Here is a 25,992-nt window from a genome sequence, read left to right as displayed (position 1 = left end):
CCACGCCCAGTTTTGCACCACACCCGGTACAGCACCCCCTAGGGCAAGATATGCTGGGTAACCCTCCAATCGGGCAGTCCATAGTCCCCCAGCCACGGCCACACTTCCTTCTGGTTGAAGTAGACGACCGAGGTCAGGGCTGGAAATTCCGAATAGGACTTGCGGGAATCGATTTCCCATTTCGAGACATATTCCTGCTTCCCGACATAGCCGAGCTCCGCCACCACGACCGGCTTGTTGAAGCCCGCGACGCGGTCGTAGCCGGGCTTGAGCGCCTCGGCGAACGTCCGGTCGTGGCCGGTCTCGTTGTTGTCCTTCTTCTGCAGGCCGAACACCGACAGGCCGATCACGTCGACGTAGTCGTCGCCGGGATAGTATTTTTCCAGACCCTCTTCGCCCTTGGGTGACCACATGTATTTGGCGGCGGGGGCAGCCTTGCGGCAGATATCGACCTCGCGCTTGTAAGCGGCGATCCAGTCCTTGGGAGCCCAGTTGGCCCAGGTAAAGCGGCCGTTCTTGTCCTCCATTTCCTGCGCCCAGCGAATGGTTACCGGGCTCTTCATGGCGCCCACCAGGTTGCAGATCGCCTGCATGTTGGCGTCATATTTTCCGCTCAATATGCCGTTGCGCAGTTCGGGCGGGGTGATGCGCCAGTCCTTCGACCAGGTCCACGGCTCGATGGTGATCAACAGCGACCGGTTTCGCTGAAGGGCATAGGCGTCGGCCAGGGGAAGGCTCGCCAGGTCGACGTCTTCCCAGGGCAAGAACAACTCTTCGATGCTGGCGCTCTTGTCGGCGCTGAAGTCACCGTAGGGATCATAGGATCCGAACGCCGATGCGGCGCTGCTCGTCTGAACGGGGTCCGTCGTGGCTGCTGAGCCGGCGCCTCCCGCAGTGGGGAACGCGGCGCTTGCACCCAATACAAGCGCGATCGCAAGTGCATTTGCTGTTGTGTGTTTCATGTTTGATACTCCCATAGCTTCAACATCCTGCGGAAGTTGAAGCCTCGCCCGTGCGCGCCGATGCTTGATCGACACGACTACCCAACCGATCGGCAATACTGGTGGAATCCGCGGGATTTCTGAGCGACCATAGGCGGGCGTGCGAACCTTCGCAGAGAGCCCACCAAACGATTATCTATCTCTCAAGGCGCCGACATCGACGAGTTACTGAGAGAAGGTTCGCCGCGATACTCACAAATTCGCGCCAATATCCCGATATATCATCCCTGGCTAAATTAAGAGCCGCTCGCGACCGAGAGTCAAGCGCAATTAACGGTTGCTTAACCCTGTCTTTCACAACATGGTTAACGCTGCTCTCGAGCCTGATCGCGACCGAAAAGCCTCGACCTCGTCAGCGAATTTCCGACACAAGAAAACTTTGCCGGCTCGACATCTCGGGGGCTGCGTCGGTTGCGGTTATTCCCTTCCCGATTCAAGGTGTTAGGTTAACCAGATCGCAAGAATCATGGTTAACGAACGCTTAATTTAGTTGACTCTAACAAAGCGCGGACTGATTCTGTCGCCGGGATTTGAGAGCTTTCAGCCATTCTGTCGGCGGAGAGCCCAAAGTGGCGGCGGGTAAGTGTATGAGTGCTTCCGTTCAGGCAGGCATTGTCGACCATGCAAGCAGGCGGGCACGGCGACCTAAGACGGCTCTCGCCACTGCGCGGAAGGGCCCTTTTCTGGTGCCCGTGCTGTCGGCCATCCAGCAATGGATCTTGAGACTGGCCCTGGCCTTCTGGTTCGTCACGCTCGGATTCTTCTGGTTCTGGTGGCTGAAGCCCGAGCACGTCGAGCATGTCGGGCCATACGCATTCGCGACGCTCATTCTGGTATGGCTCACGCTCATGCCGTTGTACTTCCTCCTGAATGTGCATGCGTCGAAAAAGCCGTCGAAGCTTCACGCAATCCCTGAGCATTCGCGGGTCGCGATGGTGGTCACCAAGGCGCCGTCCGAGCCTTTTGCCGTGGTCGCACGCACGCTCGAAGCGATGCTGGTGCAGGATTATCCGCACGATACCTGGCTGGCAGACGAGGACCCATCCGAGGAGACGATCGCCTGGTGCGAGGCCCACAATGTCATGATTTCGACCCGACGTGGTCGGGAAGAATATCATCGCAAGGTGTGGCCGCGCCGGACGCGCTGCAAAGAGGGGAACCTGGCATTTTTCTACGATCATTATGGCTACGAGCGCTATGATTTCGTCGCTCAGTTGGATGCGGACCACGTGCCGACGCCAACCTATCTGAGGGAAATCCTGTTTCCCTTCGCAGATCCCGCGGTTGGCTATGTCTCGGCGCCGAGCATTTGCGACAACAATGCCGCCGAGAGCTGGTCGGCGCGCGGCAGGCTGTTTCCGGAAGGGATGTTTCACGGTCCCTTGCAGTCCGGCCATACGGGCGGCGGGGCTCCGCTCTGCATCGGCTCGCACTATGCCGTGCGAACTGTCGCGCTGAGGCAAGCGGGTGGTCTCGGCCCGGAACTGGCCGAGGACCATTCGACGTCGATGCTGATCAATGCGGCCGGATGGCGCGGCGTGCATGCCATCGACGCGATCGCGCATGGCGATGGCCCGCAGACCTTTGCCGATCTTGTCACGCAGGAATTCCAGTGGTCGCGGAGCCTGATGACGATCTTGCTCGAATACTCGCCCAGCTACCTTCCCAAGCTGCCGCCGCGCTTGAAATTTCAGTTCCTGTTTTGCCAGCTGTGGTATCCGCTGTTCGCCACATTTGCGCTTCTGATGTACGTCATGCCCATATACGCGCTCTGTTCGGGCCAGAACTTCGCCAACGTGATGTATGTCGACTTCCTGTTCTACTATGCGCCGAACTCGATTGCCCTCATCGTCCTCGTGATGATGTTGAAGGCGTTCGGGCTTTCGCGCCCGATCACCGCCAAGACACTCAGCTGGGAAGGGACGCTGTTCCTGTTCTTCGCTCGTTGGCCATGGGTGCTCGCCGGAACGCTGTCGTCGATCCGCGACTATCTGACCAAATCCTTCGTCGATTTCCGCGTTACTCCCAAGGGCAGCGGCCCCAAGGACCTTCTGCCGGCGCGCGTCATCGTTCCTTATGTGGTGCTTGCGATTGGTGCGTCCTTGCCGGTTCTTCTGGTGGATCATCCTTCGAATTCCACCGGCTTCTACTGGTTCGCAGCATTCAATGCGCTGATCTACGGGCTGCTTGTGGTTGTGATCGTCACCAGGCACCTCGTCGAGAACAGGATTTCGCTGCGCGCCAATGGTGTGAAACTCGCCTGGCAGGCATCGCTCGCCTGTGTTGCGCTCTCGGTTCCGGCGGCGGGATTTTACGACCGCGGACTGGAAGGCATCTATGGGCTGCAGCAAGGCGCCGGCAGCGTTCGCATCGTCAGGATCGCCTACGTGGTTTCAGGCGCTGGCCGCGGCGAGACCGGCGACCGCAACTTCTACTTCGATCCTGGCTGGAACGAGAAGCGGTGACAGACAGAAGCGACAGATGGTACGCTGGCGCGCCCTGTCTCACCCTCAGCCGTTGTCATTTGGAGGATCACTTCTGTGGTTGGTATCCTGTCGATCCGCTGCTTCCTGTTGGCGATGATTGTTGCGCCGCCGCTGTTGGTCAGCGGCCTAAACGCCGCGTCGGCCGAAGAGGTTGATTTGTCGGCGGTCGCCGCGGCTGAGCCGCTCACCCCGGCGGAACTGTTTCCCCTCTATGCCGACCGCACATGGGTCTGGGAAAACGGTGCTGCCTATTTTGCCAAGGATGGGCGCCAACTTCGCGCCTGGACCGGCGGCGCGAACGCGTCGATCGGCCAGGGCAGGTGGCTGGTCACCAAGAATGGCAAAATATGCATGGATGCAAAATGGAAGACGCTTGCTGGTAGCTCGCAGGGGCGAACCTGCTTCAGCCATCACCGATTGGGCGGCACGATATACCAGATGAAGGATCCCAGCGGTTCCTGGTATGTTTTCCAGGCGTCGCCGGCGCAGCCCGGGCAGGAGTACGACAAGTTCAAATCCGGCGACACGACCGCTGCGACTTTCGACAAGATGCGTCAGATGATCAGCCCTGATCAGAAGCCAGCGCCGGTCAAAAGCGGCGGTTGAGCGGAACTGCCACCTGGCACGAGCCATGACACACCCAGTGATTTTCGCAACCCCGCGCCGGCACTCATCCTGACCGGTCGAGAAAACAATCCAGATCCGTCTCTGTGTCGAGAGCACGATGCTCCGGTCAGTGCCTGTCAAGGCGTTGCCGAATCGCTTATCGTGGAGCTTCAAGCAGTACGGCCAGTGCCGTTGGCGGGCCGACTGCCGATTGATCGCATTTTAATAAAATCCGACAGAACGACCAGACGGTAAGCTCACCATTCGGTTTTCATGAATTTTAATAAGTGAAGTCTAATGTTCCTGCGTATGTGGTAGCGAGCAGTCGCTTACGCGGCGTGAAAGCGACGAAAGCAAAGTATGTCGCAACGCGCCTTTGGCAGGGGACACCTAATGAAAAATTCCGCAATGGGCGCGTTTCGCTCGGGCAAGAACAGTGCATTTATGATTGTGGCTGCGGTGGCGATCGCGATGGTTTCGGGTTGCCAGAGCGTCGATGCAACCAAGACCAATTCGGTCCTCGTCAAGCCTATGGTCCACTCGCTTAGCAGTAAACCCGCGGTCCAGCCGTTCATCGCTCATTCGTCCAGAAGCGAGCCTCTCGTCTATATGACGAGCGCGGTGCGGACCATTGAAAGAGCCTACGCTTTTGCATCGCCGCAGCGGATCAAGGTCCGCACGCCGGCCCCGGTGAAGGCCTCTTACAATCCGGGCAACGGTGGCACGTTCCTGGGGAATTCGCCGTATATCTGCAGCCCTAGCGGATTTGGCCAGCGCGCGAGCTGCCGCCCCCGCTATTCCTGAGCCAGCGAGCGGCGACAGGCGCTGCCGTCTTGGTTGGCGGCAGTCTCGTCCGTTTCGCCTTCAGGCCAAAGAATGGGGCGGCCGTCCTGACGATCGTGTCGATGTCGGAAAGCTCCGGCACAAAGCCGAGATGTTCGCGTGCGCTTCCCGGATCGGCGTAGAGCTCCGCCGGGTCTCCCGGGCGCCGGGTCCTGAAGACGGCCGGAACCGATCTTGCCGTCACTCGGCTGACCGCCTGGACAATCTCCTTGATGGACACGCCCCGGCCAGTGCCGAGGTTGACCGCCAGGCTTTGTCCGCCGCCCTCGAGATGCATGAGAGCTTTCAGATGGGCGCGGGCCAGATCGCTGACGTGAATATAGTCCCTTACGCACGTGCCGTCCGACGTGTCGTAGTCCGTGCCGAAAACCTCGATCTCGTCGATGATGCCTGATGCGGCCATGAGCACTCTGGGAATCAGGTGCGTCTCGGGCGAATGCCACTCACCAAGCTCACCGTCGGGGTCGGCGCCGCAAGCGTTGAAATAGCGCAGGATGGCAAATTTCATTCCGTATGCGGACGCATAGTCGCCGATGATCTGTTCGCCCATCAGCTTGGTGCGCCCGTAAGGGCTGATCGGATTTTGCGAGGACGTTTCGCGAACAGGCAACGCTTCCGGCACGCCGTAGGTTGCGCAGCTGCTGGAGAAGATGATGTTGTCGATGGCGTTTGCGCGCGCCGCATCGAGCACGGCGATGGTGCCAGTCACATTGGTCGAATAGTAATCAGCCGGCTCGTGAACGGACTCGCCGACATAGGCCAGCGCCGCAAAGTGGATGACCGCTGTCGGCCGGTACGTCGTCATCGCCCGCTGCAACGCATCCCGGTCCCGGATATCGCCGACGACAAGCGGGCCCCAGGCGACGGATTTCTCGTTGCCGCGGCTCAGATTGTCGAAAACCACCGGCAAATAGCCGGCGCCGGCCAACTGTTTGCAGGTGTGGCTGCCGATGAACCCGGCACCACCCGTCACCAGGATTGGCCGGCGAGTCATGACGCCGCGGCTCCTTTGACCAGTTTGCTTCCGTAGAGCAGGGTGTCAAAATAGTCGACGGTCTGCGCGAGCCCTTGGCTCAGGCTGATTTTCGGCTCCCAACCGAGATTGGCCCTGGCAAAGGAAATGTCCGGCTTGCGCTGTCTGGGATCGTCGACCGGCAGAGGCCGATGCACGATCTTCGATCGGGAGTTGGTATAGCTGATGACCAGCGTCGCCAGTTCCATGATGGTGAACTCGCCGGGGTTGCCAAGGTTGACCGGATGCGCGGGCGCAATCGGCGCATTCATCAGCCGGACAAAGCCCTCGATCAGGTCGTCGGCATAGCAGAAGGAACGCGTCTGCATGCCGCTGCCATAGACGGTCAGGTCTTGGCCGCGCAGCGCCTGGACGATGAAGTTCGAAACCACGCGCCCGTCATCGGGCTGCATTCGGCGGCCATAGGTGTTGAAAATGCGGGCGACGCGGATATCGAGGCCGTATGTTCTCGAATAGTCGAAGAACAGGGTTTCGGCCGAGCGCTTGCCCTCGTCATAGCAGGACCGCGGTCCGTGCGTATTGACGTTGCCGAAGTAGCTCTCGGGCTGTGGGTGAACGAAAGGGTCGCCATAGACTTCGGACGTCGAGGCCTGGAATATCTTGGCGTTGTTCTGTCGCGCCAGTTCCAGAAGGTTCAGTGAACCAAGCACGCTCGTCTTGAAGGTATGGATCGGGTCTTCCTGGTAATGCGGCGGAGAGGCTGGGCAGGCGAGATTGTAGATCTCATCGAACTGAAGACCCAAGGGCAGCGCATTGACGATGTCGTGCTCGATGCAGGTGAATCTCGGATTACGCAGAAGGGCATTGAGATTGTATCTCTTGCCGGTGTGGAAATTGTCCAGCGCGACAACGTCATATCCGTCCCGCAAAAGACGTTCACACAGATGCGATCCTAAAAATCCCGCACCTCCGGCGACCAGGGCGCGGCTTCGGTTTTGATTGGCGCTCCTTTGACTGCTCCCGGACTCCAGTTTCAGAACCTTTATGAGCTTACTCATGCTTTCCTCTCACGCACCGACGCACGCTACCGGCCGGGCCGGGACAAAAGCATTGCCCGGCCACGTCCTTCAGAACGTGGCAAACCTCCGCATCTGCGGAACCGCCATCATTGATGTGCGCTAATGTTCTTGGGCTCGCGGAGCTTGTGCTGCTACACGATCTGTATGCTGCCGTTCAGCATTTCTCTGCGCCCCGAAATCGCGATCACACGCCCAGTGTCATCATCGTCGATTGCTCGCCCAAATTGCACATCCCAACGCATTGAAAATATACCTGTGGAAATCCTAGTCAACTAAATTAGAGAATCCTTAACCATCTCTGTTCGCGAATGGTTAATCATGAGCCGGTCGGACCCGCGCTATTCCGGAAGCGGATCCTCGTTGTGAATCAATGTATTGGTTCGCTGCCGAAAAACCCGTCGACAGGCCTGGCAAGCCGTTTTCAGGTGATGTCGAAGCCCTGACGGCGAGGAAATGCCGGGATCGGCACCCATGGTCCAATTCAGCGTATAGTCCAGGAAACATACAAATGAAAATAGACTTAAGCGATCTGGAGCGATCGTCAGACCTTCAGCGTACAATGGGATTGTTGCCCAAAACCGCTCGGGCTACAAATATAAAGATTTTGATGTCCATATTTCATCAATGCAGCTTGATAAAAAGATGACGCGTCACAGCCTGCTATTACAGAAAGAAAACAAAAAGCCAAAAAGCGATAAAAAAATTGCTGAGCGGCGGTGAAGTTGGCTCTCGCGCTTTTTCCAGGTTTTGCTTGTAATCCTCGTGCATCAGGCCACCTCTTCGCCAAGGCCGTGTCAATGGTCTCATTTTGTGGCGATGCGCGCATAGGTATACATTTCACAGGGGAGTATCGGTCATTTTAGCATGGCTTTTGAGCGCACAGGAAGAGTGTCGTATCCACGGTTTGCTCGACCGGGCACTGGGCGGAACGACACCCGGGCGCGACTGGGTGCCTGAGACAGTGATGGCCGCATCCCGCGGGCCATCACCGTCAGGAATTAGCGACGGAACAAGGCGACCAGCTATCCCGGATCGGTCCGGAATCGCTGCCCGTTTCGAGGGTCGGGATATGCTACTGCCCGCCCATTTCCTTCTTGAACGTGTCGAAATCGACCTGCATTCCGTTGAAGATGGTGCTCCAGTGGCGGGTCAGCGCAGCCATTGTCACGGCTTCCTGGATCTCTTCGTCGGTGGCGCCGGCGCGCTTGGCGTCCTGGGTGTCCGACCAGATGCAGTAGTTGCAAGGTATCTGCGCCGCCACCGCCAGCGAGATCAGCGACTTGATCTTTGGTGGCAGCGCTGTCTTGTCGCTGAGTTGGATGGCCTTGACCTCGGCCCAGGCCCCAGGCAGGCCGGCTTTGGGGAACTGCTTCACAAAGCTGGGAACACCGCCCATGGTCGACTGGATGTCCTTGATGGTTGCATCGTATTCATCGGAATGGGCCGGAGCCGCGCCGAGCGACAGGACGCAGGCTGCGGCGGTGAGCAGGAACGCACGGCGGATGGACGACTGCACGGATTTGGAAATGCGACGCTTCGACATGGTTTTCTCCTCTGGTCTTTATTAGCCTTACTGTGTAAGGTGATGTCGAAAATGAACCTTACAGTGTAAGTTGTCAAGCGACGCCATGGACTCATCGATCAAGAAAAAGAGAGTGCGCGGTCGGCTGTCTCGCGAGATGATCGAGGACGCGGCCTTCCAGGTGATCGAGCGTGAGGGGCTTGCCGGCTTTTCGATGCGCAAGCTGGCGGCCGCGCTCGGCTGCGAGGCGATGAGCATCTATCATCACTTCCCCTCGCAGGCGCATCTCTACGAGGCGCTGGTCGATCGGCAGATCAGCGCGATAGTTATCCCCGACGCCGGCGTGCCCTGGCGCGAAAGGATCCGCATCGGCATGCAGGAATACCGTCGCGTCGCGACCGAGTATCCGGCCTTCGCGCCGTTTGTTGTCGTCTACCGCATGAATTCGCCGCCATGTCTTGCCAAGCTGGAAAGTGTCATCGGCCTGTTCGAAGCAGGCGGCTTCGGTCCGGAACTGAGCGCACGGCTGTTCCGCGCCGCGAGCTACTACCTTATGGGTGCGATCCTCGACGAGACCGCGGGTTACGCCAAGGGTCCTTCGGCGGTGACCACGGTCAGCGACGAACAGCTAGCGCGGGATTTTCCCAGCGTGATGACAGCCGGGACCTATTTTGGTAGGGCCGGTTTCGACAAGACGTTCGAACTCGGCCTTGAGATGCTGCTGGATGAAATGGAACGCCTTCGCGACCGCACCAATGCGAGCTAGTTGTCCGGCAAGGTACGATTACAAGGTGGCTGTTTGAATGCGCTTTCTGTTTGTCCTGATCTTGCTCGCCGGCATCGGCAGCGGTTTCATCTATCCCTGGGCGATGAGCAATTTCTCCGGCCACGAGATCGGCACCTGGCGCGTCTACGAGCAGGGCCGCTTCAAGCCGCTGACGGTGCCGCTCAGCAGCCGCGACGCACCGGTGCGGGTGCTGGTCGACCTGACCGCGAGGGCCGAGCGCATCGTCTCGCAGCAGCGCACGGTGTTGACGCTGACATCGGCCACCAATGGCCGAACGGTGCTTGCCTCGACGCTGCAGTTCAACCATTCGGACAACCCACGCCAGGCCAGCCCGCAACTGCCCGACAAAATTTTTCGCGATGAGGCCGGCGTTATCGCGAGCGTCAGCCCGGGTCCGTACGTCTTCACCGTCGGTCCGGGCGATGCCGATGACATTCCGATGCGCGCGGTCGATCTGATCCTTCGCTCCGGTGCCGGCGAGATCGACAGCCGCGCGCGGCCGGTCGGCTACGCGCTGATGGCGGTCGGCCTGATCGGGTTTTTGTTCTCCCTGCGCAGTCGTGGCGGCCGGCGGGAAAATCCGAATTCGCAGCCGCCACCGCCACGCTGGGGCAGGGGCTCCAAGTGAACTACCGCCACGCCTACCACGCCGGAAATTTCGCCGATGTCGTCAAGCATGTCGTGCTGACGCGGTTGCTCGACTATCTGAAGCAGAAGGACAAGGCGTTTCGTGTCATCGACACCCATGCCGGCATCGGCCGCTACGATCTGTCCTCGGTCGAAGCGCAGAAGACCGGAGAGTGGCAAGGCGGCATCGGCCGGCTGATCGATGCCTCGTTCGCCGCGCCGGTGACGGCACTGCTCGCGCCCTATCTGGAGACCGTGCGGTCGCTCAATCCCGAGGGCGGCATCCAGAAATATCCGGGCTCGCCGCTGATCGCGCGTCATCTCCTGCGCAAGCAGGATCGGCTGTCGGCGATCGAGCTGCATCCCAAGGATGTCGCCAAGCTGAGAACCCTCTTTGCCGGCGATTTCCAGACCCGTGTCATCGAGCTCGATGGCTGGCTGGCGCTCGGCGCGCATCTGCCGCCGAAGGAAAAGCGTGGCCTGGTGCTCATCGATCCGCCGTTCGAGGAAGCGGGTGAGTTCGAGCGCCTCGTCGACGGGCTCATAAGGGCGCACAAGCGCTGGCCTGGCGGCATCTACGCGCTGTGGTATCCGATCAAGGACCGCAAGGCGATCATCGCTTTCCGCAAGGCGCTGAAGCAATCCGGCATTCCGAAGCTGCTTGACATAGAATTCGAGATCAGGCCCGCCTCTTCGCAACCCAGTCTCGACGGCAGCGGCCTGCTGGTGGTCAACCCGCCGTTCACGCTGGGGGGCGAACTGCGGACACTGCTGCCGGCTTTGCACAGGGTGCTCGCCGTGGAAAAGCCGGCGCACTGGTCGCTGGAATGGCTGGCCGGCGAGTAGAGAGGCGCGGGGGGCCTCGAGCTCTCTTTTGCGTCCGGGTCTCCACGTGCCGGAGCTATTCCGGTTTCCATGCAAGGTCCGGCTTTGGCCAATGCCGTTCCGAACTGGGAAACCATTGTTTCCGCAACCGCTTGACCGCCGCCAAGCGAATCCGCAGAGTGTGCGCAATCGACCTTGAGAGGCTGCCATGACTCGCTTCGCCAAATCCGCACTTGCTGCCCTGATTTCGCTCTGCACTCCGCTTGCCGTGCCTCTCGGCGTTACCCAGGCCGTGCAGGCGGCCGACCTTGGCGTCTATTCCGACGACGATGGCGGCGTCTGCGGCGAAGCCTGGGTGTTGAACAAGATCACCAGCCGCTTTTCCCATCAGGTGCATCACGTGCCGCATCTGCCCAACGTGCAGATCACCGATTTCCGGCGCATCCACCAGCATCGTTATCTGGCGGCCAACGAGACCTGGCCGATCGGCCGCCGCTATTGCGGCGCCACCGTCAGCCTGTCCGACGGCCGCGATCGCACCATCTGGTACCTGATCGAGGAAGGCCAGGGCTTCGCCTCGATCGGCGACAATGTCGAATTCTGCGTCTCGGGCTTCGACCGCTGGATGGTCTACAACGGCCGCTGCCGCATCCTGCGCTAGAGCAATTCCAGGAAAAGTGTGAAACGGTTTTCCTGGGAAAAGCGCATAGCGCTTTCCCTTGGGAATTGCGTCAAAACAAAGAGGTAGGGAGGTTCGGCGTTTCCGTGAAACGGTGAACCTCTAGAGCGCGGATCTTCCGTTCCGATTCCTTTTCGCGCCTGCGGCTCTACCCGCTGCAGGCGCTCTTTTTGTGCTGTGTTGACAGAAGAGGCGATCCGTCGCATAAATATGAGACAGACCTGTCTCATCACTGGTAAACACCATGACATCGTCGCCTGCTTCCGACAAACGCCAGCACGTCGTCGAAACGGCCTACGGGCTGTTCAAGCGCGCCGGTTTCCATGCCACCGGCATCGACCGGATCATCGCCGAGGCCGATGTGGCCAAGATGACGATGTACCGTCACTTTCCCAGCAAGGACGAACTGATCGTCGAGGTGCTCGACTATCGCGCCCTGCGTTTTGCACGCCAGTTGGACCGCCTCGCCGAGGAGGTCGCGACGCCCGGGAAGAAAATTGCAAAGATCTTCGACTGGCACGATCGCTGGTTCCGCAGCCCGGATTTCCATGGCTGCCTGTTCGCGCATGCGCTGGCCGAGTTCGGCGATCCGGAACATCCGGTGTTCAAGGCTGTCGCCAGGCAGAAGAACGGCCTCAAGAAGCGCATGCAGTTGATCCTCGAAGAAGAGATGCCGCGCGGTCGCGCCGAAAGCGTGGCTGCGGTCCTGCTGATGCTGATCGAAGGTGCGACCCTGCTGGCGCAGATGGGGCAGGCGGACGCCGCCATTCGCGCCGCCCGCAAGACGGCCCTGGACATCATCGCCGCTTCGCGCAGGCCGCGATGAGCCCGCTTGTCATCGGGCTCGCGCTGTTTGCCGCGATCTTGCACGCCACCTGGAACGCCTTCCTGCGAACCGGGGGCGACAGGTTGTGGACCGTCACCGTCATGAGTTTTTCCAGTACGGCGCTCGCCATCCCCTTCGCCGTCTTCCTTACTCTTCCGGCCGCGCCGGCCTGGCCCTATGTCGTGCTCTCGGCCTGCCTTCAGGTCGGCTACAGCGTGTTCCTGGTGGCCGCCTACCGATATGGCGAACTGGGACAGGTCTATCCGATTGTTCGCGGCAGCGTGCCGCTGCTTGTCGCGCTCGGCGGCTTCTTCCTGGCCAACCAGCAGCTCACCCAACCGCAGACCGTCGGCGTCGCGTTGGTCGCCGGCGGCATCATGGGCCTTTCGCTCGGGAGAGGCAGAGCCGCCACGACATCGATACTCTATGCCTTGGCAACGGGAGCGATCATCGCCGCCTATGCGACGATCGACGCGATCGGTGTTCGCGCGGCGGGAAATGCCGGCGCCTACACCGCGTGGGTTCTCGTGATCTACGGCGCATTGCTGCCGGCGACCTTCCTTGCCTGTCGTGGCCGGCTCATCGTCGACCTGCGGGCGCCGGAAACCTGGAAGGCGCTGGGCGGCGGCCTGTTCGCGCTTTTGGCCTATGGTGTCGTGGTCGCGGCCTTCGCGCTCGGACCGGCCGCTCCTATCACCGCGATCCGCGAAACCAGCGTCGTCTTCGCCGCTTTCATCGGACGTCTGTTTCTCGGCGAGTTACTGACGCCGCGGCGGATCGGCGCCTGCGCCATCGTCGCCCTCGGCGCCATCTGCCTCGGCTATCAATGACGAAAATGCGCGTCGTGCGGAGCCCGATAATTCCTGATGTTGCCGACAGGCAAATCGGCTAGTCTGAACGCCCGAGAGCAACAGATCACTTTCGGGAGTCCACATGGACCTTGCCATCATCCTTGCCTTCACGGCTGCCTTCTTCGTGTTCGCTGCCAGTCCCGGTCCGGACAACATGACGATCGTCGCCCGCACGATCTCCAGCGGTGCCGCGTCGGGCATTGCCTATGGCGCAGGCACGGTGGTCGGCATTCTCATCTTCCTGGTCCTCGCCGTCGTCGGTCTGTCTTTCATCGCCGTCAAGATGGCGATCGCCATGACGGTGCTTCGTTATGGCGGAGCGATCTATCTGATTTGGATGGGCATCAGGTTGTGGACCGCCGTGCCCGTGGTGCCGGACCTGCAACCCATCTCTGGACGGCGCGGGCTGCTGGCGATCTTCGCCACGGGTATTGCGCTCAACCTCGGCAATCCGAAAATGCCGCTGTTCTACGTGGCACTGCTGCCGAACGTGGTTGGCGCGTCGCTCGACGCTGGTCATCTTGGTGTGTTGACGATGGTGATCCTGGCTATCGAGGTCGTGGTGATCGGCGGCCATGTCATCCTGGCCGGCCGCGCCCGCAGCCTGTTGCGCACGCCGAAGATCGTGCGCCGGGTCAACCGCGCGGCGGGCGGTGCGATGATCGGCGCCGGCTTCGCCGTGGTCGCCACGCGTTAGAGCAATTCCAGGAAAAGTGTGAAACGGTTTTCCGTCCGGAATTGCGTCAAAACAAGAGATACAGAGATGTCATGCAATCGCGGCGCTATTTTCTGCGCTGCGCCGCCTCGGCCCGATCAAGCATTTTGCGCAGGTAGGCGACGTGACCGCGGAACGCGCGCCGCCCGCTCGTCGTTGCCTTGACGCGTGTCTGCGGCCGGCGGCCGACGAACAGCTTTTCGATATCGACATAACCGGCCCTGGCCAGCGTATCGAGATGCGCGCCGAGATTGCCGTCGGTGGCGCCAACGATGGCCTTCAGCCGGGTGAACTCCAGCATTTCCCGCCTTTCCAGCGTGTTCAGGGTGGCCATGATCCTGAGCCGCGTGCTCTGGTGGATGATTTCGTCGGCGCTCATCGAGCGGCTCCGGTGCGGCCAAGCCAGACACTGCGATCGACGCGGCCAATGCCATGGCGCGCCGTCTCGACGATTCCGGAAAGCGCCGCCTGCTCTTGTGCGATCGACATCGAAGCAATCCTGCATCTCATGTAGAATACTCTGCGGTCTAGAGTTATCTGTCAACTCACTTACAAGCGCGGCGCGATCATGCTTGACAAGGTGATGCAGCTGTCGGTCGTGGCATTGCTCGCGTGATCCGTGTAGATCGCACGCGTGCACGAGATGATCGCACCGATCAAGCAGCAGGTGAGGATGTTCGCGGCCGAAGATCAATGCACAGAACAGCTCGCTCACCTTCGGAGCTTCGCGGCGCGATCGGTCTAGCAGGGTGCGGAGAATGTCGGCGGTGAACTGCTGGCAATGATTGAAGATCAGCAGCGGATTTTTGTGATGATCCGCATGGTCGTGTGCCATCGGTAACCAAAATTTAAGCTGCGAAATTCAGTCTATTGCTTCGCTGGCTAGAGAGCCGCGAGTCAGATATGCATTGCCCGTCGAGGTCATTCACGGCCGTCGGCGTAACGCAAGGGGCATGACATGGCGAAGCAGTCGTCTAAGGCGCCGGCATCCAAGACACCGGCAAAGAAAGCACCTGTGAAAGCAGTAACGGCCAAGGTCGCGGCAGCAGTGAAGAAAGCAGCACCCGCGGCCAAGCCGAAGGCAGCACCGGCAAAGGCAAAAGCAGCACCGGCCAAGAAGCCGGCAGCGGCCAAGGCCGTGGCAAAACCGGCAGTGAAGAAGGCAGCGCCTGCGAAGGCCGCGGCAAAGCCGGCCGCCAAGGCAGCACCGGCCAAGAAGCCGGCAGCCAAGGCGGCGGCGAAACCCGCAGCCAAGAAGGCAGCGCCCGCGAAGGCCGCGGCCAAGCCCGCCGCCAAGGCAGCACCGGCCAAGAAAGCGGCAGCGGCAGCGACAAAGCCCGCTGTGAAGAAAGCCGCGGCTCCCAAGGCCAAGGCAGCGCCGGCAAAGGCGAAGGCGCCGGCCAAGAAGTAGACCAGGTCTGGTTGGAGCACTGCGTGTCCTGCTGGATGCGCGGAGAACGCTCTGACACTTGCGATCGGCGCATGATCATTCCGGAAACCGCAACTGGTTTTCGGGCCGTGCGCAAGACCGTCGGCGAAGGGGGCCAGGGCAGCAAAGCGAAGCGCCGGACAGGCTGCTTCGCTTGCTCGCGCGGTTTGGTCTTCTTTCACACCTGGCCATGAAACGAATGCCCCGCCGCGAAACCGGGGTTGCGGAGGATTGAAAAGCAGATCGGATCTTCCGCTCTGCTGTGGTCTTCTTGCTCGATGTGGATCGCGTATCCGTCTGTAGCCATGTCACGATGGTCATGGCAGGAAACCATCACCGGTTTTCTGGCAGTTGGTTTTTTGTTGCCTGGCCATTGCCGGGCAGCCGCTCCCGGTCAAAAGTGCCGGTCGGCAAACAGGAACCCGATCATGCCCAGACTGCTCTACGCTTCCACTTCTCCCTACAGTTCCAAGGTGCGTATGGCCGCGGCCTATGCAGGCATCGCCATCGATGCGGTGCCGGTCAAGACTGAGGACAAACCGGCGGTCCTGATCGAGGCCAACCCGCTCGGCAAGATCCCGGTGTTGGTGCTCGACGACGGCCGCTCGATCCATGACAGTCGCGCCATTACCCAGCACCTCAACCGTGTTTCGAAGAACGCACTGTTTCCGCGAAATCCCGACAAGCGTCTCGAGGCCGAGGTGCTGGAGGCGTTGGCAGACGGCATTTGCGACTGCGCGCTGTCAATGGTCTATGAACGACGCACGCGACCTGAAGAGATGGTCTATCAGCCCTGGCTCGACCGGCAGTGGGCGAAGATCACGGCAGCGCTCGATCTGCTCAACGCCAACCCGCCAAAGCTGCCGAAGAAGATCACCGCCGGGCAGATCGCGTTGCGCGCCTGCCTTGGCTATCTCGCACTGCGCTTTGCCGGAAAGTGGGAAAAGGGCCGCGCCCGGCTGACGCGCTGGGCAGCGCGCTTCGACGAGAAGTTTCCGGAGCTGAAAGGCTGCATTCCCGGGTGATCATGATCACCCCGGGTGATCACCAAAGTGACCCATTGGACACAAAAAAAGCCGGGCGCGAGGCCCGGCTTTTTCGTGTCGTGGCTTGAACGACTTAGAACTTCATACCGACGCCGAAGGTGACGCGGTTGTCGGTGGCCTTGACCTTCCCGATACCATCGAAGTCCTTGCTGCCGAAGTCGGTGTAGCGGTACTCGACGCGGCCGAAGACATTGTCGGTCAGCTTGATGTCGGTGCCGAGACCGGCGGTCCAGCCGATCATGGTGGCGGTATCGCTTGCGCCCAGGACACTGTCTTCCACCTTCAGGCTTCTGCCGGCGAGACCGCCGGTGCCATAGAGCAGGATTTCCGGGGTCACGGCGTAACCAAGACGGGCACGCAGCGATCCTTCGAAGCCGGCCTTGGAGTCGATGCCGTTATCGTCACCCTTGACGCCGTTGTAGCCGAGCTCGGCTTCACCGCCGTACACAAAGTTCTCCTGCTGCCACTGATAGCCGCCGAAGACGCTGCCGATGAAACCCTTGGTATCGGTTTCAACGTCGAAGTCCTTTTCCTTGGTACGGCCGCTGAAGCCATAGCCGAGATTGATACCGGCATAGGGGCCGGCCCAGGACGCGACAGGCAATTCAGCAACCGGGGCAGGTGCCGGCGGCTCTTCCTGAACGACGTCCGCGGCATAGGCAGTTCCGCTGAGGGCGAAGAGCCCGAGTGCCACGGCCAGCGGCCGTGCGAATTTGAGATTGGCTTGCATTGTTCTTTACTCCTTAAGCCACAGGACACAGGCTTGTTTCTCACGATCGCCATCGACCCGTCCGGGGGGTGAAACGGGTCTGGCGTTCGTCGGTTCCAAATGTCGTGTCAAAATGCGGCTGAAGCGAACCTGAACTTGGGTCATTCCCCGGCGCGAATGAGGCTGAACCTTGACGTTGCATCTTCGCAACAGCGAAATGGCAGGAGCAGTGTCATGCTGCGCTGCACACCGCTTGGTGCAAGGAGTCCAGCGTCCTATATTGCGGTCGGGCTGCTCCAATCCAGGACGAGTCGGAATGCCCGATCGGTGGGTTCGCCACAATGCTGCCCAAGGTGCGAACGCCATTTAACGCATGCGGGGCCATATTTCGCCGGCATCGTGTTTTCGGGCCGAAATTGAGGATTGACACCATATGAGCAAAGCCACTGCCACGGCGCTGGTGACGGGCGGGGCGAAACGGATCGGCAGGGCGATCGTCGAGGATCTCGCCGCCCATGGTTTTGCCGTCGCCATACACTGCAATCGTTCGCGCGACGAAGCCGATGCAATGGCCGGGCTGATCAACCGGAGCGGTGGCCGCGCCGCAGTGGTCGCCGCCGATTTGACCGACATGGACGCCGCCGGTGACCTCGTAGGCCAGGCGGAAGCGGCGCTCGGACCGCTCTCACTGCTGGTCAACAATGCGTCGCTGTTCGAGGACGATTCGGTTCTGGACTTCGACTGGCGGGCCTGGGATCGGCATTTTGCCGTGCATGTGAAGACGCCGGCGCTGCTGGCGCAGACCTTCGCCCGGGCGTTGCCGCAGGGACAAGAGGGCCTGATCGTCAACATCATCGATCAGCGCGTCTGGAGGCCGACGCCGCGCTATTTCTCCTACGCACTGTCCAAGTCGACGCTGTGGACGGCCACGCAGATGATGGCGCAAGCGCTCGGTCCCCGCATCCGCGTCAATGCCATTGGCCCAGGGCCGACCCTGAAGAACGCCAGCCAGGACGACAGCGATTTTGCCGCGCAGGTCGAAGGTTTGATTCTCAAGCGCGGCCCGGAATTGCCGGAATTCGGGGCCACCATCCGCTATCTCTGGGAAGCGCGCTCAGTCACCGGCCAGATGATCGCGCTCGATGGCGGCCAGCATCTTGCATGGCAGACGCCCGATGTGACAGGCATGGCGGAATGAGTCCCGTAGATCAGAAAAGCAAGCCACGCAGTGGCGCCGCCGCCGACATGCCTCCCGAAGTCGAACTCGACCTTGAGGACGAGGCGGTGGAGGAGATCGTCGAACCTGCCGGGCCCGATATAGCCTTCACCGCCATCGACTGGACGCCGCATGCCGGCGACGCCGAAGGCATGGTGGGCGCCGAGGTGATCCAGACGCTGGTCAAGCGGCTGCCCAACGCGCCTGGCGTCTACCGCATGATGAACGCCGCCGGCGATGTGCTTTATGTCGGCAAGGCGCGCAGCCTGAAGAAGCGCGTCACCAACTACGCACAGGGCAGGTTCCACACCAGCCGCATCGGCCGCATGGTTCGCGAGACGTCGACGATGGAGTTCGTCGTCACCCGCACCGAGATCGAAGCGCTGCTGCTCGAAGCCAATCTTATCAAGCGCTTGCGGCCGCGATTCAATGTGCTGATGCGCGACGACAAGTCGTTTCCCTATATCCTCCTGACCGGCGATCACGTCTCGCCCGGCATCTACAAGCATCGCGGCGCGCGATCGCGCAAAGGTGACTATTTCGGCCCTTTCGCCTCCGCCGGGGCGGTCGGCCGCACCATCAATTCGCTGCAGCGCGCCTTCCTGCTGCGCAGTTGCACCAACTCCTTTTACGAGAACCGGACACGGCCGTGCCTGCTCTACCAGATCAAGCGTTGCGCCGGCCCCTGCACGGGAGAGGTTTCGCACGAGGACTATGCCGAGCTGGTCGGCGAGGCGAAGGACTTCTTGTCCGGCCGCAGCCAGAAGGTGAAGACGGAAATCTCGGCCGCCATGCAGCAGGCCTCGGAAGACCTCGATTTCGAGCGCGCCGCCATCTATCGCGACCGGCTGGCGGCGCTGTCGCATGTGCAGAGCCACCAGGGCATCAACCCGGCGACCGTCGACGAAGCCGATGTCTTCGCCATCCATCAGGAAGGCGGCCAGGTCTGCATCCAGGTGTTCTTCTTCCGCACCGGCCAGAACTGGGGCAACCGCGCCTATTTCCCCAAGGCCGACCCGGCGCTGGAGGGATCGGAAGTGCTGGGCTCGTTCCTGGCGCAATTCTATGATGACAAGCCGACGCCGCGCACCATTCTTCTGTCGCGCCCCGTCGAGGACCAGGAGCTGCTGGCCGAAGCGCTCTCCACTCGCGCCGGCCGCAAGGTCGCGATCTCGGTGCCGCAGCGCGGCGAGAAGAAGGACCTGACCGACAACGCCCTGCAGAACGCCCGCGAGGCGCTCGGCCGCAGGCTGGCCGAAACCTCGACGCAAGGCCGGTTGCTCGCCGGTTTTGCCGAGACCTTCGGCTTGCCGAAGCCTCCGGTGCGCATCGAGGTCTACGACAACTCGCACATCATGGGCACCAATGCCGTCGGCGCCATGGTCGTCGCCGGGCCGGAAGGCTTCGTCAAGAACCAGTATCGAAAGTTCAACATCCGCTCGACCGAGATCACGCCGGGCGACGATTTCGGCATGATGCGCGAGGTGATGGAGCGGCGTTTCTCGCGGCTGCTCAAGGAGCATGGCGATGTCGTCGTGACCGACGATGCCGCAGCAGGCGAGGCGGCCGATGATATCGAGGACGACATCTCTGGCAGTTTCCCGGCCTGGCCCGACGTCATCCTGATCGACGGCGGCCAGGGTCAGATGACGGCGGTGCGCAAGATCCTCTCGGATCTCGGCATCGAGGACCGCGTCGTGGCCATCGGCATCGCCAAGGGCCAGGACCGAGATGCCGGCCGCGAGCGCTTCTTCGTCAGGGGCAGGGACTCGTTTTCGCTGCCGGTTCGCGATCCCGTCCTCTACTTTGTCCAGCGGCTGCGCGACGAGGTCCACCGTTTCGCCATCGGCTCGCACCGTGCGCGCCGCAAGAAGGAGATGGTCAAGAGCCCGCTCGACGAGATCAACGGCATCGGCCCCGGCCGCAAGCGCGCCCTGCTCATGCATTTCGGCACCGCCAAGGCTGTCAGCCGTGCCGCCATCGAGGATTTGAGGAAAGTCGATGGCATTTCCGAACAGGTGGCGAAACTGGTCTACAATCATTTTCATGAGAGCTAGGGGATTTGGTACTTTTTCGGCTGGCTAATCGATTTTGGCCTGTTGACCCCCTACAACAGCTTCTGATTTGAGTAGGCAGGCAGAAAGAGTTCCCCAAAGATATGGCCAAGCGCGCGTTCAACCTGCCCAACATGCTCACCTACGCCCGCATCATCGCGGTGCCGCTGGTGGTGCTGTGTTTTTTTCTCGAGGGACATCTGAAGTCGAGCGACTTCGCCCGCTGGTCGGCGCTGGTCATCTTCCTACTCGCAAGCGTCACCGATTACCTGGACGGCTATCTGGCGCGCGCCTGGCAGCAGACCTCCAACATCGGCAAGATGCTCGACCCGATCGCCGACAAACTGCTGGTCGCCACCTGCCTGCTGCTGCTGGCGGCTGATACCGATCGCCATGCCGGCATCGCCGGCTGGTCGTTGTGGGCGGCGATCATCATCTTGTGCCGCGAAATCCTCGTTTCGGGCCTGCGCGAATATCTGGCGGCGCTCAAGGTCTCGGTGCCGGTGACGCAGCTGGCAAAATGGAAGACCGCGATCCAGATGGTCGCCATCGCCTTCCTGCTGGCTGGGCCTGCAGGCGACAAGATCTTCCCGCTGACCACCCAGACCGGGCTGGTGCTGCTGTGGATCGCAGCGCTGGTCACGCTCTACACCGGCTACGACTATTTCCGCGCCGGCCTCAAGCACATCATGGACGAGTGAGATGACGACCCGGCTCATCTATTTTGCCTGGGTGCGCGAGCGGATCGGCCTGCCTGAGGAAGACGTCGACTTGCCTGCCGGCATCGAGACGGTCGCCGACCTCCTGCGCTGGCTGAAATCGCGTGGCGAGGGCTACGAGCACGCGCTGCAATATCCCGACGTGATCCGCGTCGCCATCAATCAGGAACATGTCGAGCACCGCGAGAAGATATCAGGGGCTCGCGAGATTGCGCTGTTCCCGCCGATGACCGGGGGCTGATCCATGTCGGCCGCCTTGGTGCCGACGGTGCGGATCCAGCGCGAAGATTTCGACGTCGCTGCAGAGATCGCCAAGCTGACGCAAGGGCGCGCAGATATCGGCGCCGTGGTGACCTTCTCCGGCCTTTGCCGCGACGAGCAGGGTGCGCTGTCTGCACTCGAACTCGAGCATTATCCCGGCATGGCGGAAGCCGAGATCAGCCGCATCGCGGTTGAAGCGGCTCAGCGCTGGCCGCTGCAAGGCCTGACCGCCATCCACCGCCACGGCAAGATCGCGCCCGGCGACAACATCGTGCTGGTGGTGGCGGCATCGGCGCATCGCCAGGCAGCGTTCGAGGCAGCGAACTTTCTTATGGACTACCTGAAATCGCACGCGCCGTTCTGGAAGAAGGAGCATCGCGCTGACGGCTCCGAGGGCGGCTGGGTCGAGGCCAAGGAAGCCGACGCCAAGGCCGCACAGCGCTGGAAACCGTCCGAATAAAATCCTGTCGCAGCCATGCATTGACCGCAATCCTTTGGCCAATTGGTCACGGTTGGTCAGCTTGGGCGAGGGAAGATGGTCATGCTGGACAGGATCGCGGAGTTCTTCGTCTTCGGTTTCGTGCCTCTGGTCGTCGGCATATTGGCCGTGCCGGAATTGTCTGTTGCCGCCGAAAATACCGTGCGAGGCGAGGTGATCTATCGCGAGCGCATCGCCTTGCCGCCAAGTGCCGTGCTCTCCGTCCAGCTTGCCGATGTCTCGCTCGCCGACGCGCCGGCCACGATCATCGGCGAGCAGAACGTGAAGCCGGCCGGCCAGGTGCCGATCAGCTTCGAGATCAAATTCGATCCGTCCGTCATCCGGTCGCAGATGACCTACGCCTTGCAAGCCCGCATTACCGTCGACGGCAAGCTCCTGTTCATCTCCGATATGCGCCATCAGGTCGATCCTCTGACCGACGTGCCGCAGAGCATCATGCTGAAGATGGTCACGCCGAGCGCCGAGCAGACGGCTTCTGTCATTGGTCAGATCTGGCTGGTCGACTATGTCGACGGCATTGGCGCAATCGCCGCGCCGCAAGCCACGTTCAGGATCAGCGAGGCCGGCAAGGCGGGCGGCAGCGGTCCCTGCAACACCTATTTCGCCACCGCCAAGGTCGAAGGCCAGGCGATCGCGATCAGCGACATCGGCTCGACCTACAAGGCCTGCGCGCCCGAGGTTATGGCTGAGGAAAAGGCGCTGTTCGATGCGCTGGCCAAGGCGGCGTCATACAGCGTCGGCGACGGCAAGCTCGTCATATCAGACAAGGATGGCCGCGAGATCCTGCGCTTCAGCGCCGCAAGCTGATGCCCGGTCCGGCGTCACCCCGGCGCGGCGAGAGCCGATCGTTGCACCAATGAAAAAGGCCGGCGACGCCGGCCTTCTTACAGGGTCGAAGGTCTGGACTGTCGTGTCAGCCGACGATCTCGGTGTCCGAGAACCAGTACTTGATCTCTTCTGCTGCCGTCTCCGGCGCATCGGAGCCGTGCACCGAGTTCTCGCCGATCGACAGCGCATGCACCTTGCGGATGGTGCCTTCGGCGGCATTGGCCGGGTTGGTGGCGCCCATCACTTCACGGTTCCTGGCAATGGCGTTCTCGCCTTCCAGCACCTGCACGATGGTCGGTGCCGACGACATGAACTCGACCAGCTCGCCGAAGAACGGACGGTCCTTGTGGACGGCATAGAAGCCTTCCGCCTCACGACGGCTCATCCAGACCCGGCGCGAGGCGATGACGCGCAAGCCGGCCTCTTCCAGCATCCTGGTGATGGCGCCGGTGAGGTTGCGCCGGGTCGCGTCCGGCTTGATCATGGAAAAGGTGCGTTCGAGCGCCATGGGTTGTCCTTGTGATGAGATGGAATTGAGAGTGGCGGGCTCTATACAAGCCGCCCGTGCCATTGCCAAGGGGTGAGATCAAAGGGGCGAGGGACGGTCCGCGAAGCGGACGGAAAGCCAATTGACTGGCTTTCCGAGTAACCGACGCCCGCAGCGATGCGAAGGGCCGGAGCAGCTGTGCGTTTCTGTGTCAGGCCGGCGCCGATGAGGCCGACCAGCAGGCGAGATCGGATGGCTGTCATGCGATGCTTTGCTTGCTATAGTTGCGTGTCGGCGCCGCGCTGAAGTCGGCCCGAATGGAGACCACATGATCATGGCAGACGATCGTCAGGAACGCATTCGCAACCGCGCGCATCAGATCTGGCTGGAAGAGGGACAACCGGCTGGCCATCATGATCGCCATTGGCATCAGGCGGTAGCCGACATCGACCAGGAGGATGCCGGGGGCAAGTCGGCAGCCAAAAAGGCAACTGGTGCCGGCAAGGCAAAAGCCGCTCCCAAGGCCAAAGCCGCCCCTAGGGAGGCGAAGGCTGCCACAAAGACCAGCAAGCCAAAAAAGGCGGCAGCCAAGTAGGCTTGGCTATATCGCTGCTGGCCCTTCTCGCAGGGATTGACGGCCCTCGTGCCTGCTCAGCACCAAGGTGAGGCGCTGCGGCGTCACGCCGCCGCCACCTTTCGCGCCAGCCCGCCGTGCAGGTCGAGGCAGCGGGCGAACCATTGCGCCACCACGTCGCTGTCTTCGAGCAGCCGGTAGGGCGAGGCTATGCGCGCCCATTGCAGGGCGCCGAAGACGATGTAGTCGGCGAACAGCGGCGACGCGCCGCCAATGTAGAGCTGGTAGCCGAGCATTGAGCGCAGCGGCTCCAATGCAGTGCGGAATGTTGCCAGTCCGGCGTCGCGCGCGGTGACTATATCCTCCAGCTTCCTGCCAAGGCGTTGCTCGCGGCTCTGGCGGAAATAAGCGGCGTTCTCCTCGTCCTGCATGGCGTGAAGGTCGATGATCGCCGCGGTGGTGACATAGGGATGGATGGTCAGTTGCGACCAGCGTTCGATGAAGCGCGCCATCGCCTTGCCGCCTTCGCCGCCAAACAGCGTCGGCCGATCCGGATAGGCTTCGTCGAGATAGAGCGCGATGGCGAAGGAATCGGCGACGACTGTCTCGCCGTCGCGGATCACCGGAACGGTTTTCGAAACGCCGCCCTCGACAGCGGGCACCTCGAGAAAGCGCGTCGGTGCGGTCGAAATGTCGAGCCCCTTGTGCGCAAGCGCCATCGCCACCTTCCAGCAATGCGGGCTAAACGGACGGCCAGCGTCGCGTCCGACGAGGTCATAGAGCAGAATGGTCATTGGCGTTGGGCCCCTCGCGGGTTAGGTAGGCCCCGCATCGATGCGAGCCGAGGGAAGCCATGAGACAGCATTTCATGATGTTTGCGGCCTATAATCAATGGGCCAACAACCGCATCTATGATGCCGCGGCCGAACTCGACGACGAGGAATTCAACCGCAATGTCGGCGCCTTCTTCGGCTCGATGATGGGGACGCTCAACCACCTGCTGACAGCCGACCGCATCTGGATGAAGCGCTTCACCGGCGAGGGCGACGCTCCGACGACGCTGGATGCCGTCCTGCACCGGGGCTTGCCCGGCCTGCGGATGGCGCGTGAAGCCGAGGACAGGAGGATCATCGACTGGGTCGGCGGCCTCAGCGACAAGGCTTTGACTGGCCGCTTCACCTATATGACGGTCTCGGATATGCGCACGGTCTCGCAGAGGCTGGCGCCGGCGCTGGATCATGTCTTCAACCACCAGACACATCACCGCGGCCAGGGGCACACGATCCTGACCATCCTGGGACGGCCAAGCCTGGGTCTGGACCTGATGCTCTTCCAGCGCACCGAGGAGGGCAGGGCTTTCGCCTGATCCCCGGTTGGGGGCTGATCGAAGTTCAGCCGGCGGTCTCGCTGTCCAACTGGTTCTGCGTCAGTGCGGCTTCGGCTGCGATCCACTGCTTGAACAGCGATACCTTGCGAGCGTGTAGCGCCTTGTCGGGGCAGACGAAATACCACCCCGCGGTATTCGGGTGGTGCACCTTGAATGGAGCCACCAGCCTTTCGGCCCGGATATCGCTGGCCATATAGGCTCGATTGGCCACGGCAAATCCCAATCCGGCGTTGGCTGCCTCGTAGGACATCATGCAGGAATCGAAATAGATGCTCTTGGTCTCCCGGAGCACGAAGCCGGCGCCGGCGAAGTCGAGCCATGATTGCCAGTTCTGGGTGCATGTGTCGGAATGCAGCAGCGTGAAGTGGCGCAGATCTTCGGGCTTCACCTTCGACAGTGGCTTTTCGCCCAGGATTTCGTGGAAGAGTTTCCTGCTGCACACCGGCGTCAGGTCTTCCCGGAACAGCAGATCGGATTGGAGCCCATGAAAGTGGCCGTCGCCATAGCGGATTTCGAGATCGAACTCGGAAGTCGTCAATTCATGCGTCGCGTAGGATGTCGAGACCCGCATCACAATATCGGGATGTTGCCGCTGGAACAGCGGCAGGCGCGGAAACAGCCAGCGTGCCGCAAAGGTCGGCAGCACCGATATCTTCAACACATGTTCCTGCGATTGCCCGGTCGCCTCCATGCTGGCGGCGACGATCCTCTCCAGCGCCTCGCGAACGCGCGAGACATAAGTCTCGCCCTCCGGCGTCAGCGACACTGCATTGCCGCCGCGCTGGAAAATCTTGAAACGCAGTTGATCCTCAAGGCTTTTGACGCGCTGGCTGACCGCTGACGCGGTGATAAACTGTTCTTCGCCGGCGCGCGTGAAATTCCCGTGCCTCGCAGCACTCTCCACGATTTTCAGCGAATTGAGGTTGACCTGACTGAGCAGACGCACGGTTTCGACCTTAAGCT

The 25,992-nt window shown here is 61.3% G+C and carries 30 protein-coding genes; 20 read left to right on the top strand and 10 right to left on the bottom strand.

Translation table 11 applies throughout. The features are described from left to right. Positions 1 to 38 precede the first annotated feature (38 nt). Positions 39 to 962 (bottom strand): glycoside hydrolase family 26 protein, encoded by a 924-nt coding sequence (locus tag AC1DZU_RS19020; RefSeq protein ID WP_477287253.1) that lies wholly within the window; start codon positions 960 to 962, stop codon positions 39 to 41. Between the two features lie 626 nt (positions 963 to 1,588). Here AC1DZU_RS19020 and AC1DZU_RS19015 point away from each other — a divergent pair. The 3 genes from AC1DZU_RS19015 to AC1DZU_RS19005 all read left to right on the top strand — a co-directional run bounded on the left by AC1DZU_RS19015 (position 1,589) and on the right by AC1DZU_RS19005 (position 4,897). Continuing rightward, positions 1,589 to 3,466, top strand: a complete 1,878-nt coding sequence (locus AC1DZU_RS19015; protein WP_477287251.1) for a glycosyltransferase family 2 protein — start codon at positions 1,589 to 1,591, stop codon at positions 3,464 to 3,466. 75 nt (positions 3,467 to 3,541) lie between these two features. Next, positions 3,542 to 4,093, top strand: a complete 552-nt coding sequence (locus AC1DZU_RS19010) for a DUF995 domain-containing protein (RefSeq protein WP_477287249.1) — start codon at positions 3,542 to 3,544, stop codon at positions 4,091 to 4,093. Positions 4,094 to 4,486: 393 nt separating this feature from the next. After that, on the top strand, positions 4,487 to 4,897 hold the full coding sequence (locus AC1DZU_RS19005; RefSeq protein WP_477287247.1) for a hypothetical protein: 411 nt from the start codon (positions 4,487 to 4,489) through the stop codon (positions 4,895 to 4,897). Here AC1DZU_RS19005 and galE read toward each other — a convergent pair. From galE to AC1DZU_RS18985, 4 genes are all read right to left on the bottom strand, one after another. Next, positions 4,851 to 5,930: a UDP-glucose 4-epimerase GalE gene (gene galE / locus AC1DZU_RS19000; RefSeq protein WP_477287245.1), complete on the bottom strand. Its 1,080-nt coding sequence runs from the start codon at positions 5,928 to 5,930 to the stop codon at positions 4,851 to 4,853. The two genes, AC1DZU_RS19005 and galE, sit on opposite strands and share 47 nt — an antisense overlap. Further along, positions 5,927 to 6,967: a UDP-glucuronic acid decarboxylase family protein gene (locus AC1DZU_RS18995; protein ID WP_477287243.1), complete on the bottom strand. Its 1,041-nt coding sequence runs from the start codon at positions 6,965 to 6,967 to the stop codon at positions 5,927 to 5,929. Before AC1DZU_RS18995 ends, galE begins: the two co-directional genes overlap by 4 nt. Positions 6,968 to 7,529: 562 nt before the next feature. Continuing rightward, positions 7,530 to 7,814, bottom strand: a complete 285-nt coding sequence (locus AC1DZU_RS18990; RefSeq protein WP_477287241.1) for a hypothetical protein — start codon at positions 7,812 to 7,814, stop codon at positions 7,530 to 7,532. Positions 7,815 to 8,060: 246 nt separating this feature from the next. Next, entirely contained in the window at positions 8,061 to 8,531 is a 471-nt protein-coding gene (locus AC1DZU_RS18985; RefSeq protein ID WP_477287239.1) for a carboxymuconolactone decarboxylase family protein, read from the bottom strand. A gap of 85 nt (positions 8,532 to 8,616) precedes the next feature. On the opposite strand from AC1DZU_RS18985, the gene AC1DZU_RS18980 reads away from it, so the two are divergent. From AC1DZU_RS18980 to AC1DZU_RS18950, 7 genes are all read left to right on the top strand, one after another. Continuing rightward, positions 8,617 to 9,276 (top strand): TetR/AcrR family transcriptional regulator, encoded by a 660-nt coding sequence (locus tag AC1DZU_RS18980; protein ID WP_477287237.1) that lies wholly within the window; start codon positions 8,617 to 8,619, stop codon positions 9,274 to 9,276. A 37-nt stretch (positions 9,277 to 9,313) separates the two neighbouring features. Next, entirely contained in the window at positions 9,314 to 9,925 is a 612-nt protein-coding gene (locus tag AC1DZU_RS18975) for a hypothetical protein (RefSeq protein WP_477287235.1), read from the top strand. Continuing rightward, the gene (locus AC1DZU_RS18970) at positions 9,922 to 10,770 is read left to right on the top strand and encodes a 23S rRNA (adenine(2030)-N(6))-methyltransferase RlmJ (RefSeq protein ID WP_477287233.1); all 849 of its coding nucleotides are present in this window, start codon (positions 9,922 to 9,924) and stop codon (positions 10,768 to 10,770) included. Before AC1DZU_RS18975 ends, AC1DZU_RS18970 begins: the two co-directional genes overlap by 4 nt. A gap of 187 nt (positions 10,771 to 10,957) precedes the next feature. Beyond that, a complete protein-coding gene (locus AC1DZU_RS18965; RefSeq protein ID WP_184871133.1) occupies positions 10,958 to 11,410 on the top strand; it encodes a hypothetical protein in 453 nt (150 codons plus the stop codon). Between the two features lie 262 nt (positions 11,411 to 11,672). Beyond that, on the top strand, positions 11,673 to 12,254 hold the full coding sequence (locus AC1DZU_RS18960; protein ID WP_477287231.1) for a TetR/AcrR family transcriptional regulator: 582 nt from the start codon (positions 11,673 to 11,675) through the stop codon (positions 12,252 to 12,254). Further along, positions 12,251 to 13,084, top strand: a complete 834-nt coding sequence (locus AC1DZU_RS18955; protein ID WP_477287229.1) for an EamA family transporter — start codon at positions 12,251 to 12,253, stop codon at positions 13,082 to 13,084. The genes AC1DZU_RS18960 and AC1DZU_RS18955 overlap by 4 nt, the downstream gene beginning before the upstream one ends. A gap of 103 nt (positions 13,085 to 13,187) precedes the next feature. Further along, positions 13,188 to 13,802, top strand: coding sequence for a LysE family translocator (locus AC1DZU_RS18950; protein ID WP_477287227.1), 615 nt, complete (start codon positions 13,188 to 13,190; stop codon positions 13,800 to 13,802). An 85-nt stretch (positions 13,803 to 13,887) separates the two neighbouring features. Here the strand turns inward: AC1DZU_RS18950 and AC1DZU_RS18945 are convergent, their stop codons facing one another. Then, positions 13,888 to 14,199, bottom strand: coding sequence for a transcriptional regulator (locus AC1DZU_RS18945; RefSeq protein WP_477287225.1), 312 nt, complete (start codon positions 14,197 to 14,199; stop codon positions 13,888 to 13,890). Between the two features lie 636 nt (positions 14,200 to 14,835). On the opposite strand from AC1DZU_RS18945, the gene AC1DZU_RS18940 reads away from it, so the two are divergent. Next, positions 14,836 to 15,231 (top strand): hypothetical protein, encoded by a 396-nt coding sequence (locus AC1DZU_RS18940; RefSeq protein ID WP_477287223.1) that lies wholly within the window; start codon positions 14,836 to 14,838, stop codon positions 15,229 to 15,231. Positions 15,232 to 15,677: 446 nt separating this feature from the next. After that, positions 15,678 to 16,274: a glutathione S-transferase family protein gene (locus AC1DZU_RS18935; RefSeq protein WP_477226297.1), complete on the top strand. Its 597-nt coding sequence runs from the start codon at positions 15,678 to 15,680 to the stop codon at positions 16,272 to 16,274. Positions 16,275 to 16,368: 94 nt separating this feature from the next. Here AC1DZU_RS18935 and AC1DZU_RS18930 read toward each other — a convergent pair whose 3' ends face one another. Continuing rightward, the gene (locus AC1DZU_RS18930; RefSeq protein ID WP_477287221.1) at positions 16,369 to 17,025 is read right to left on the bottom strand and encodes an outer membrane protein; all 657 of its coding nucleotides are present in this window, start codon (positions 17,023 to 17,025) and stop codon (positions 16,369 to 16,371) included. A 412-nt stretch (positions 17,026 to 17,437) separates the two neighbouring features. On the opposite strand from AC1DZU_RS18930, the gene AC1DZU_RS18925 reads away from it, so the two are divergent. The 6 genes from AC1DZU_RS18925 (at position 17,438) to AC1DZU_RS18900 (ending at position 22,560) form a co-directional block, all read left to right on the top strand. After that, on the top strand, positions 17,438 to 18,202 hold the full coding sequence (locus AC1DZU_RS18925) for an SDR family oxidoreductase (RefSeq protein WP_477287219.1): 765 nt from the start codon (positions 17,438 to 17,440) through the stop codon (positions 18,200 to 18,202). Next, the gene (gene uvrC, locus AC1DZU_RS18920) at positions 18,199 to 20,277 is read left to right on the top strand and encodes an excinuclease ABC subunit UvrC (RefSeq protein WP_477287217.1); all 2,079 of its coding nucleotides are present in this window, start codon (positions 18,199 to 18,201) and stop codon (positions 20,275 to 20,277) included. The genes AC1DZU_RS18925 and uvrC overlap by 4 nt, the downstream gene beginning before the upstream one ends. Before the next feature lie 101 nt (positions 20,278 to 20,378). After that, a complete protein-coding gene (gene pgsA / locus AC1DZU_RS18915; RefSeq protein WP_354459578.1) occupies positions 20,379 to 20,975 on the top strand; it encodes a CDP-diacylglycerol--glycerol-3-phosphate 3-phosphatidyltransferase in 597 nt (198 codons plus the stop codon). Between the two features lies 1 nt (position 20,976). Beyond that, complete coding sequence (gene moaD, locus AC1DZU_RS18910) at positions 20,977 to 21,234, top strand: molybdopterin converting factor subunit 1 (RefSeq protein WP_095086303.1); 258 nt, start codon at positions 20,977 to 20,979, stop codon at positions 21,232 to 21,234. A gap of 3 nt (positions 21,235 to 21,237) precedes the next feature. Next, positions 21,238 to 21,714 (top strand): molybdenum cofactor biosynthesis protein MoaE, encoded by a 477-nt coding sequence (locus AC1DZU_RS18905; RefSeq protein WP_477287215.1) that lies wholly within the window; start codon positions 21,238 to 21,240, stop codon positions 21,712 to 21,714. An 81-nt stretch (positions 21,715 to 21,795) separates the two neighbouring features. Next, entirely contained in the window at positions 21,796 to 22,560 is a 765-nt protein-coding gene (locus AC1DZU_RS18900) for a YbaY family lipoprotein (protein WP_477287213.1), read from the top strand. Between the two features lie 106 nt (positions 22,561 to 22,666). Here AC1DZU_RS18900 and ndk read toward each other — a convergent pair whose 3' ends face one another. After that, entirely contained in the window at positions 22,667 to 23,089 is a 423-nt protein-coding gene (ndk, locus tag AC1DZU_RS18895; RefSeq protein ID WP_027048827.1) for a nucleoside-diphosphate kinase, read from the bottom strand. Between the two features lie 313 nt (positions 23,090 to 23,402). Between ndk and AC1DZU_RS18890 the strand changes: the two genes are divergently transcribed. After that, positions 23,403 to 23,663 carry a DUF2934 domain-containing protein gene (locus tag AC1DZU_RS18890; RefSeq protein WP_477287211.1) on the top strand — a complete coding sequence of 87 codons (261 nt, stop codon included), beginning with the start codon at positions 23,403 to 23,405 and terminating at the stop codon, positions 23,661 to 23,663. Positions 23,664 to 23,746: 83 nt separating this feature from the next. Here the strand turns inward: AC1DZU_RS18890 and AC1DZU_RS18885 are convergent, their stop codons facing one another. Further along, positions 23,747 to 24,436, bottom strand: a complete 690-nt coding sequence (locus AC1DZU_RS18885; protein ID WP_477287209.1) for a glutathione S-transferase family protein — start codon at positions 24,434 to 24,436, stop codon at positions 23,747 to 23,749. Between the two features lie 59 nt (positions 24,437 to 24,495). Here AC1DZU_RS18885 and AC1DZU_RS18880 point away from each other — a divergent pair, with 59 nt between their 5' ends. Next, positions 24,496 to 25,008, top strand: coding sequence for a DinB family protein (locus AC1DZU_RS18880; protein ID WP_477287207.1), 513 nt, complete (start codon positions 24,496 to 24,498; stop codon positions 25,006 to 25,008). A 25-nt stretch (positions 25,009 to 25,033) separates the two neighbouring features. Here AC1DZU_RS18880 and AC1DZU_RS18875 read toward each other — a convergent pair whose 3' ends face one another. After that, a complete protein-coding gene (locus tag AC1DZU_RS18875; protein WP_477287205.1) occupies positions 25,034 to 25,975 on the bottom strand; it encodes a LysR substrate-binding domain-containing protein in 942 nt (313 codons plus the stop codon). Positions 25,976 to 25,992: the final 17 nt, after the last annotated feature.

The organism is Mesorhizobium sp. P2_A12 (assembly GCF_056405075.1).
Note: the sequence above shows the minus strand (reverse complement) of the source record. Positions and strands in the feature narration are given on the sequence as shown.

What these genes read in the sequence shown, in the direction of transcription:
- AC1DZU_RS19020 (WP_477287253.1), bottom strand. Translation starts at nt 962, where the DNA reads ATGAAACACACAACAGCAAATGCACTTGCGATCGCGCTTGTATTGGGT.
- AC1DZU_RS19015 (WP_477287251.1), top strand. Translation starts at nt 1,589, where the DNA reads ATGAGTGCTTCCGTTCAGGCAGGCATTGTCGACCATGCAAGCAGGCGG.
- AC1DZU_RS19005 (WP_477287247.1), top strand. Translation starts at nt 4,487, where the DNA reads ATGAAAAATTCCGCAATGGGCGCGTTTCGCTCGGGCAAGAACAGTGCA.
- galE (WP_477287245.1), bottom strand. Translation starts at nt 5,930, where the DNA reads ATGACTCGCCGGCCAATCCTGGTGACGGGTGGTGCCGGGTTCATCGGC.
- AC1DZU_RS18995 (WP_477287243.1), bottom strand. Translation starts at nt 6,967, where the DNA reads ATGAGTAAGCTCATAAAGGTTCTGAAACTGGAGTCCGGGAGCAGTCAA.
- AC1DZU_RS18990 (WP_477287241.1), bottom strand. Translation starts at nt 7,814, where the DNA reads ATGCGCGCATCGCCACAAAATGAGACCATTGACACGGCCTTGGCGAAG.
- AC1DZU_RS18985 (WP_477287239.1), bottom strand. Translation starts at nt 8,531, where the DNA reads ATGTCGAAGCGTCGCATTTCCAAATCCGTGCAGTCGTCCATCCGCCGT.
- AC1DZU_RS18980 (WP_477287237.1), top strand. Translation starts at nt 8,617, where the DNA reads ATGGACTCATCGATCAAGAAAAAGAGAGTGCGCGGTCGGCTGTCTCGC.
- AC1DZU_RS18975 (WP_477287235.1), top strand. Translation starts at nt 9,314, where the DNA reads ATGCGCTTTCTGTTTGTCCTGATCTTGCTCGCCGGCATCGGCAGCGGT.
- AC1DZU_RS18965 (WP_184871133.1), top strand. Translation starts at nt 10,958, where the DNA reads ATGACTCGCTTCGCCAAATCCGCACTTGCTGCCCTGATTTCGCTCTGC.
- AC1DZU_RS18960 (WP_477287231.1), top strand. Translation starts at nt 11,673, where the DNA reads ATGACATCGTCGCCTGCTTCCGACAAACGCCAGCACGTCGTCGAAACG.
- AC1DZU_RS18955 (WP_477287229.1), top strand. Translation starts at nt 12,251, where the DNA reads ATGAGCCCGCTTGTCATCGGGCTCGCGCTGTTTGCCGCGATCTTGCAC.
- AC1DZU_RS18950 (WP_477287227.1), top strand. Translation starts at nt 13,188, where the DNA reads ATGGACCTTGCCATCATCCTTGCCTTCACGGCTGCCTTCTTCGTGTTC.
- AC1DZU_RS18945 (WP_477287225.1), bottom strand. Translation starts at nt 14,199, where the DNA reads ATGAGCGCCGACGAAATCATCCACCAGAGCACGCGGCTCAGGATCATG.
- AC1DZU_RS18935 (WP_477226297.1), top strand. Translation starts at nt 15,678, where the DNA reads ATGCCCAGACTGCTCTACGCTTCCACTTCTCCCTACAGTTCCAAGGTG.
- AC1DZU_RS18930 (WP_477287221.1), bottom strand. Translation starts at nt 17,025, where the DNA reads ATGCAAGCCAATCTCAAATTCGCACGGCCGCTGGCCGTGGCACTCGGG.
- AC1DZU_RS18925 (WP_477287219.1), top strand. Translation starts at nt 17,438, where the DNA reads ATGAGCAAAGCCACTGCCACGGCGCTGGTGACGGGCGGGGCGAAACGG.
- uvrC (WP_477287217.1), top strand. Translation starts at nt 18,199, where the DNA reads ATGAGTCCCGTAGATCAGAAAAGCAAGCCACGCAGTGGCGCCGCCGCC.
- pgsA (WP_354459578.1), top strand. Translation starts at nt 20,379, where the DNA reads ATGGCCAAGCGCGCGTTCAACCTGCCCAACATGCTCACCTACGCCCGC.
- moaD (WP_095086303.1), top strand. Translation starts at nt 20,977, where the DNA reads ATGACGACCCGGCTCATCTATTTTGCCTGGGTGCGCGAGCGGATCGGC.
- AC1DZU_RS18905 (WP_477287215.1), top strand. Translation starts at nt 21,238, where the DNA reads ATGTCGGCCGCCTTGGTGCCGACGGTGCGGATCCAGCGCGAAGATTTC.
- AC1DZU_RS18900 (WP_477287213.1), top strand. Translation starts at nt 21,796, where the DNA reads ATGCTGGACAGGATCGCGGAGTTCTTCGTCTTCGGTTTCGTGCCTCTG.
- ndk (WP_027048827.1), bottom strand. Translation starts at nt 23,089, where the DNA reads ATGGCGCTCGAACGCACCTTTTCCATGATCAAGCCGGACGCGACCCGG.
- AC1DZU_RS18890 (WP_477287211.1), top strand. Translation starts at nt 23,403, where the DNA reads ATGGCAGACGATCGTCAGGAACGCATTCGCAACCGCGCGCATCAGATC.
- AC1DZU_RS18885 (WP_477287209.1), bottom strand. Translation starts at nt 24,436, where the DNA reads ATGACCATTCTGCTCTATGACCTCGTCGGACGCGACGCTGGCCGTCCG.
- AC1DZU_RS18880 (WP_477287207.1), top strand. Translation starts at nt 24,496, where the DNA reads ATGAGACAGCATTTCATGATGTTTGCGGCCTATAATCAATGGGCCAAC.